Origin of the sequence: Komagataeibacter nataicola, from assembly GCF_003207795.1 — a bacterium.
Taxonomy (GTDB): domain Bacteria; phylum Pseudomonadota; class Alphaproteobacteria; order Acetobacterales; family Acetobacteraceae; genus Komagataeibacter; species Komagataeibacter nataicola.
The window spans coordinates 1-5914 of record NZ_NIRT01000065.1; the positions used below are offsets into that span (position 1 = coordinate 1).

7 protein-coding genes and 1 pseudogene are annotated in these 5914 nt (G+C 62.5%); 3 read left to right on the top strand and 5 right to left on the bottom strand.

Features of this window, described 5'->3' with window-relative positions:
• Positions 1–202 (top strand): annotated as a pseudogene (locus CDI09_RS18730) (bacteriocin family protein); the annotation flags it as partial.
• 60 nt (positions 203–262) lie between these two features.
• Positions 263–598 (top strand): DUF2934 domain-containing protein, encoded by a 336-nt coding sequence (locus tag CDI09_RS16980; RefSeq protein ID WP_078527748.1) that lies wholly within the window; start codon positions 263–265, stop codon positions 596–598.
• 49 nt (positions 599–647) lie between these two features.
• On the opposite strand, the gene CDI09_RS16985 is transcribed toward CDI09_RS16980, so the two are convergent.
• Positions 648–1700 (bottom strand): YeiH family protein, encoded by a 1053-nt coding sequence (locus CDI09_RS16985; protein WP_078524731.1) that lies wholly within the window; start codon positions 1698–1700, stop codon positions 648–650.
• A gap of 119 nt (positions 1701–1819) precedes the next feature.
• On the opposite strand from CDI09_RS16985, the gene CDI09_RS16990 reads away from it, so the two are divergent.
• Entirely contained in the window at positions 1820–2698 is an 879-nt protein-coding gene (locus CDI09_RS16990) for a LysR family transcriptional regulator (protein WP_078524733.1), read from the top strand.
• A gap of 11 nt (positions 2699–2709) precedes the next feature.
• On the opposite strand, the gene CDI09_RS16995 is transcribed toward CDI09_RS16990, so the two are convergent.
• The 4 genes from CDI09_RS16995 to CDI09_RS17005 all read right to left on the bottom strand — a co-directional run bounded on the left by CDI09_RS16995 (position 2710) and on the right by CDI09_RS17005 (position 5905).
• Entirely contained in the window at positions 2710–3198 is a 489-nt protein-coding gene (locus CDI09_RS16995) for a phospholipase D family nuclease (RefSeq protein WP_110571454.1), read from the bottom strand.
• A gap of 823 nt (positions 3199–4021) precedes the next feature.
• Entirely contained in the window at positions 4022–4567 is a 546-nt protein-coding gene (locus tag CDI09_RS18735) for a hypothetical protein (RefSeq protein ID WP_236944627.1), read from the bottom strand.
• Complete coding sequence (locus CDI09_RS18740; RefSeq protein WP_236944628.1) at positions 4521–4964, bottom strand: hypothetical protein; 444 nt, start codon at positions 4962–4964, stop codon at positions 4521–4523. Before CDI09_RS18740 ends, CDI09_RS18735 begins: the two co-directional genes overlap by 47 nt.
• Positions 4955–5905: an NAD-dependent epimerase/dehydratase family protein gene (locus CDI09_RS17005; protein WP_408884522.1), complete on the bottom strand. Its 951-nt coding sequence runs from the start codon at positions 5903–5905 to the stop codon at positions 4955–4957. Before CDI09_RS17005 ends, CDI09_RS18740 begins: the two co-directional genes overlap by 10 nt.
• Positions 5906–5914 lie beyond the last annotated feature (9 nt).

Consider the following 5914-nt stretch of genomic DNA (forward strand, 5'->3'; position numbering starts at 1 on the left):
GTATCCTTCATCTGCCGTCCTTTCGCGCAGTCGTTTCTTCCAACGACCATTCTGGCACATTGCGATGCCGTGCGGGGAGGACGGCAACCACCCCATCTCGATCGGCTATCTGGCCCATACGGCAGACACGGTCGAACTTTACCTGCAGGAGAGCTTTATCTTCCGGGTGCTGACCAGCGAGGCAGCCGTCGCCCTCGACTGATTCCGCACTGGCGCCTGCGGCCCGCAGGCCCACGCCCTGACACGCCACAAGGACATGACCATGCAGAACCCCCTGGCCACCACGCCCGAAACCGAAGCCCGCATCACCGCCAAAGCCCAGGAACTGTGGGAAGCCGACGGCAAGCCCGGCTGCGGCGCAGCCGCCTACCGCGAAGCCGCATCGGAACTGATCGGGATGGAAAGCAACCCCGATGCGGGCCAGATCCCGGTTGACTCACCCGTGCCGCTTGATGCGAACGGAGAGCCCATCGAGCAGGCATGGCTGGAGGAAAACCTCGGCAATTCCGGCGGCAGCATGGATGAGCTTGATGACAGGCAGGAAGTGCCCTTCGCCACGCGCGAGGAAGAGGCGAAGGCCCTGAAGGACCAGGACTGACCCTGCATGCAGGATGGAAGGATACGCCCTTCCATCCTCCTGTCCGTCCTTACGCACCACCCATGCCCCGCACCAGCGCCACGCTCGCGCCGAGCAGCCCGAGCAGTGAAAGGGTGACCGTGACCATCAAGGCCGTGCTGGCGCGCATGATGGCCCTGAGTTCAACGCCCAGTCCAAGCGCCGCCATGGCCAGAATGGTCAGGAACGTGGCCACATGGTTGAGTGGCGCCACAAGCCCCGCCGGAATACCCCCCGCCGAACGCACCGCCATCATGACCACAAAACCGATGATGTACCACGGCACCAGCCGGGTCAGGGGCGGCAGGCGTGATTCCGCATTCTCATGCACGCGCCATGTGCTGGCAATCAGGGCCAGCGCCACGCATACCGGCCCGAGCATCAGCACCCGCACCAGCTTGACCAGCGTGCCGACATGCACGGCCGCCATGCCAGACGGCGCTGCCGCGGCCACAACCTGCGGCACGGCATAAACGGTCAGCCCCGCAAGCGCGCCTCCTGCCCCCGCAGGCAGGCCCAGCAGGGACACCACGAACGGCAGCCCCAGCACCACCACAAGGCCACCCGCCGCCGTAAAGGCGATGCAGGCCCCCACCTCGTCATCATCGGCCTCGATAACCGGAGCCGCCGCCATGATGGCCGAATTGCCGCATATGGAATTGCCGCAGGCCACCAGCAGCGTCTGCCGCGCGGGCAACCCCGCGAGCCACCCCACACAGCAGGTAAAGACCAGGCTGAAAATCACGATGCCCATGGCCCCCGCCACAAGCCCCGGCCCGATTGCACGCACCGCCCCCACACTGAACGAAGCCCCGAGCAGCACGATGGCGATATTGAGCAGGGTCCGGGCACAGTAGCGGATACCGGGCAGGCAGGCGGGCATGGGCTGCCAGATCGCACGCAGGCCCACACCAAGCACCAGGGCCAGATTGAGGGCTTCGACCCATGCCCTGCCCAACAGGGCCGCCTGCGCCCGTTCGAGCCCGATGGCGAGCGCGCTGATGGCCAGGCACAACCCGATACCCGGTGCGACACGCGTTGAAAAATCAATATTCCTCAACAGGAACGGTGGCCTGCATGGCATGCTCGTCACGGTATCCTCCCTTTCGCCACGCAGACTAGGAGGAGGGTATTCAATCAATCCAACGCATAGTTTTTCTTGTTTCAATCGATTATCATGATTGATTGTGGTAGGGATGGACCATGACCCTTGAACAGCTCCGCCTTTTTATTGCCGTGGCCGAGCGCGAACACGTCACCGCCGCCAGCCGCGCCCTGAACGTGACGCAATCAGCCGTGTCAGCCGCCATCGCGGCGCTTGAGGAGCGCCACGGCATCAAGCTGTTCCACCGTATCGGCCGTGGCATCAGGCTGACGGAAGCAGGCCGCCTGTTCGTGCCCGAAGCCCGGGCCGTGCTGGCCCAGGCGACTGCGGCTGAGAACATGCTGGAGGAATTCAGCGGCCTGAAACGGGGCACATTGCGCGTGGTGGCCAGCCAGACCATTGCGGCCTACTGGCTCCCGCGCTTTGTGGTGTCATTTCGCCAGCACTATCCGCACATTATGGTTGATGTCGCCATCAGCAACACGGAGGAAGCCGCGAACCGGGTACGTGATGGCGTGGTTGACCTCGGCATTGTCGAGGCCCTTGTTGATGACCCGGCCCTGGCGCAGTGGCCGCTGGGCAGTGATCGCCTGACCCTGATACAGGCCACCCCCTGCCCGCCCGCCCGTGCCAGCACACGCTGGCTGCGAAAAGCCACATGGGTCATGCGCGAGCCTGGCTCGGGCACGCGCGCCACGCTGGAGCAGCAGTTGCGCCAGCTGGGCATTGCGCCGGAAGAGCTGACGATCGGGCTTGTCCTGCCCTCCAACGAGAGCGTGCGCACCGCGATCGAGGCCGGGGCTGGCATTGGCGCGCTGTCCTCGCTGGTCATCGCGCCCGCATTGCAGGCAGGCACGCTCCATGCCGTGCCGCGCGAACTCGGCCCGCGCGCCTTTTACGGGTTGCGCCACAAGGAACGCTACCGCAGCCCGGCGGCGGAAGCCCTGCTGGCCCTTATCGACCGTGAGACCGCATAAAAACGCCCGGCCTAACGGGCGTGATCCCACCGGTTCTGCCAATGGGCCAGATAAGCCTGCGCGAGGGTGGGGTCATCCCAGATCACCAGGGCGTTTTCACTATTCTTGCGCTGGGCCCCCTTGGTGAAATTGAATGAACCGGTCTCGACATTCTGGCCATCGGTAATGATGACCTTGTCGTGCTGCACGGCATAGACATCATCCATCCGGACCTGAATGCCAGCATCCCTGACCCGCGCGATGGCCATCTGGTTGCCCTTGCCCTTATTACCCTCCTCATCGAGCACGATTGCCACGTCCACCCCGCGCTTTTTGGCCTTGATCAGGGCATCGACCACATTGTCGGCGCTGAAGAAGAACGCCATCATGCGGATCTGGCTTTTTGCACTTCTGATCACGTTCAGCACCAGTTCGGTTGCCGATCCTTCGGGCGAGAAACCGACATCGATATGCGACTGGGCATAAACCGGCGTTGTCAGGCCAATACAGAGAAGGGCCATAATGATGCTTTTCATTTGATCTTCTTTATCTACAGGAGGCTGTATCAATTCTTGCGCCAAAGCAGCTACGGCACACAGGTCGCGAGGCTGACAAACAGGCAGCGTCACGCTTGGGGAGGGGAAATACCATCAGGCCAGTCCTGTTTTCCGGCCAGGCTGATCCCTGCCATACAGTCACGACACATGAGGGCAAGGCCTGCCACATCTTACGAAATATATTTTCATAAAAGTGTCATATCCCGCCCGCGCCTGGTGCTGGCACGCGCCCTGCTTCATGGCCTGATGAGGGGATCATGCCGGAACCGGCTGGCTCATTCGCTGCGGGCGGCAAATGAAAGAGCGGTTCGCGTGCCTGTGGAACCCATGCCGCACGATACAAGATGCTCGGTCAGCCTTTGCCCAACCGTGACAGCCTGACCCGGATGGATAAAGACAGGCGCAAGGGCAGGACGATCAGCGATGTGCTGAATCACCCTCTTTTTTTCAAGAAGATGGCGTTTTCTGTCGCTTGCTCCAAAACGCCAGTACTACGGATCAACAGGTCACACGGGGCCACGCCCCGCATCCGGGGCCGTTGCAGGCGTGGTGTTATTGCGATGCGCCACAGTCACGTAGCCACTCGCCGCCACCTCTCGCGGCACCTGCCAGTGCCATCACGCAGGCGGCCTGCGCTGGCGCAGCAGGGCAACAATCCGTGCCGTCGCGACATCAACCGGTGCGGGCAGCAGGTGCAGGACCTCCCTCACACCCGCCAATGCCGTGTCGTTCCGGGCGGAATCAGCAGGAATCTGGCTGTAGGAATCAACGGATATGTGCGTAGCTGTCAGGTCAGGGAGAAAAAATTCCCTTGCGGCCGGTCATCCAGCGCCCGGCACGCCACTTCCACCGGGCCACTGAGATGGTACTGCCCAATAGCCGCGCCCGTTCTTGCGGCGCGCGTCGGGCCGACGGCGGTATTGACCAACTGCCGCTCAGCGCCCCCCCCCATACTGGGCAGGCGGTGTTCCGCGCCGGGCAATCGCCTTGACAAGACAGTCATGCAGCACGGTCTGGTGTGCATGTTGCACGCGGCCGCGTCACCCATCTCGTGCCGCGCCAGCAGCCTGCGGCCATGGAGCAGGACGGCAAGCTGGTTTGCCACCGCGTCATCCCGCACCGCTGGCGCATCATCCGCCGCACCGTGCGGCAGACGTTCCAGCACGGCCTGTGCCGCAGGCAGATCGCCACGCCGGCGGAGCAGGCCAGCATGCAGCCTGCCGACGCTGATACATGTGGAATCATTTTCCAGCAGGGCGGAAAGCGTTGCATCGACACGTGCGTTTTCACCCACTTCCTCCCACGCCCGCGCCCACATGCGCAGGTGCGCCATCGGGAAAGCGGGCTTCGATAATCGCGCGGGCCGCCTCTCCGCCCGTCGTGCGCAGCACGGTACGCACCACGATCACAAAGGCTTCGCTACAATGAGGAAACTGCTCCGCAAGCCTGCTCCAGCCTGTCAGCGCCGCCAGGCGCCCTTCACTGCGGTCATGCAGGCGCATGGCCAGGAGATGAAAACGCTCATGGGTGGGAAAGCGAGCGGCAAGCCTGTCCATTTCCTGCGCACCTTGCGCAAATGTACGCTCGCGTACATGCCGCGCGAACATGGCTTCCGCCATTTCACGTGTGCTGCGGTCCGGATGCGTGGACGGTATCGCGCCATTGCCATCGGGACGAACCGCCCGATGGCCTGATAGGGTATCCGCTGGCTCGTCGTGAATCAGGGGCACGCGGGAACCTTGTAATAATCCCTATACCACGCCACGAAGGCATCCACGCCGGTCTGAACCGGGGTGGACGGACGGAAACCGGTCAGCGCCTGCAGGGCCGAGCAGTCCGCCCAGGTACGCGGCACATCACCGGGCTGCATGGGCATGTAGTTGCGGACGCACGGCTTGCCCAGCGCCTTTTCGATCGCTTCAATGAACGCCATCAGGCTGACCGGCTGGCTGTTGCCGATATTGACCACCCGGTAGGGTGCGACCGGGCTGGCACCGGGGTCGCTTTCGCCCGCCTTGAGCGGCGGCTTGCCCGAAAGCAGGCAGATGGCTTCCACCAGATCATCAATATAGGTGAAATCGCGTTCCATGTTGCCGTTGTTGTAGACATCGATCGGCTTGCCCGAAAGGGTGTTGGCGGTGAACTTGAACAGCGCCATGTCCGGCCGTCCCCACGGGCCATACACCGTGAAAAAGCGGAAAGCGGTAATCGGCAGCTTCCAGATATAGGAATAGGAATGGGCCAGTTCTTCCGTCGCCTTCTTGGTGGCGGCGTACAGGCTGAGCGGATGGTCGCAACGCTGGGATTCGGAGAAAGGCATCTCCCTGTTCGCACCATAAACGGAAGACGTCGACGCCATCATGAGATGGGGCGTCTTGTGCTCCTTGACCTGCTCAAGCACGTTATAGGTGCCGACAAGGTTGGCGCTGATATAGGTGCCCGGGTTTTCGATGCTGTAGCGCACCCCCGCCTGCGCGGCGAGATGAATGACCAGCTCCGGCTGGCATGCCGTAAAGGCGTTTGCCATGGCCTGGGCATCTTCGAGCATGAATTCGTTACAGGTGAATTTATCGAATTCCCGGAGACTGTGTAGAATTTTGTGCGGTGGCACTTTTTCAGGCCATTGGGAAACGATCATCGAACATGATGGCGAGCTGGCATCTGACAGCATACCATTCGC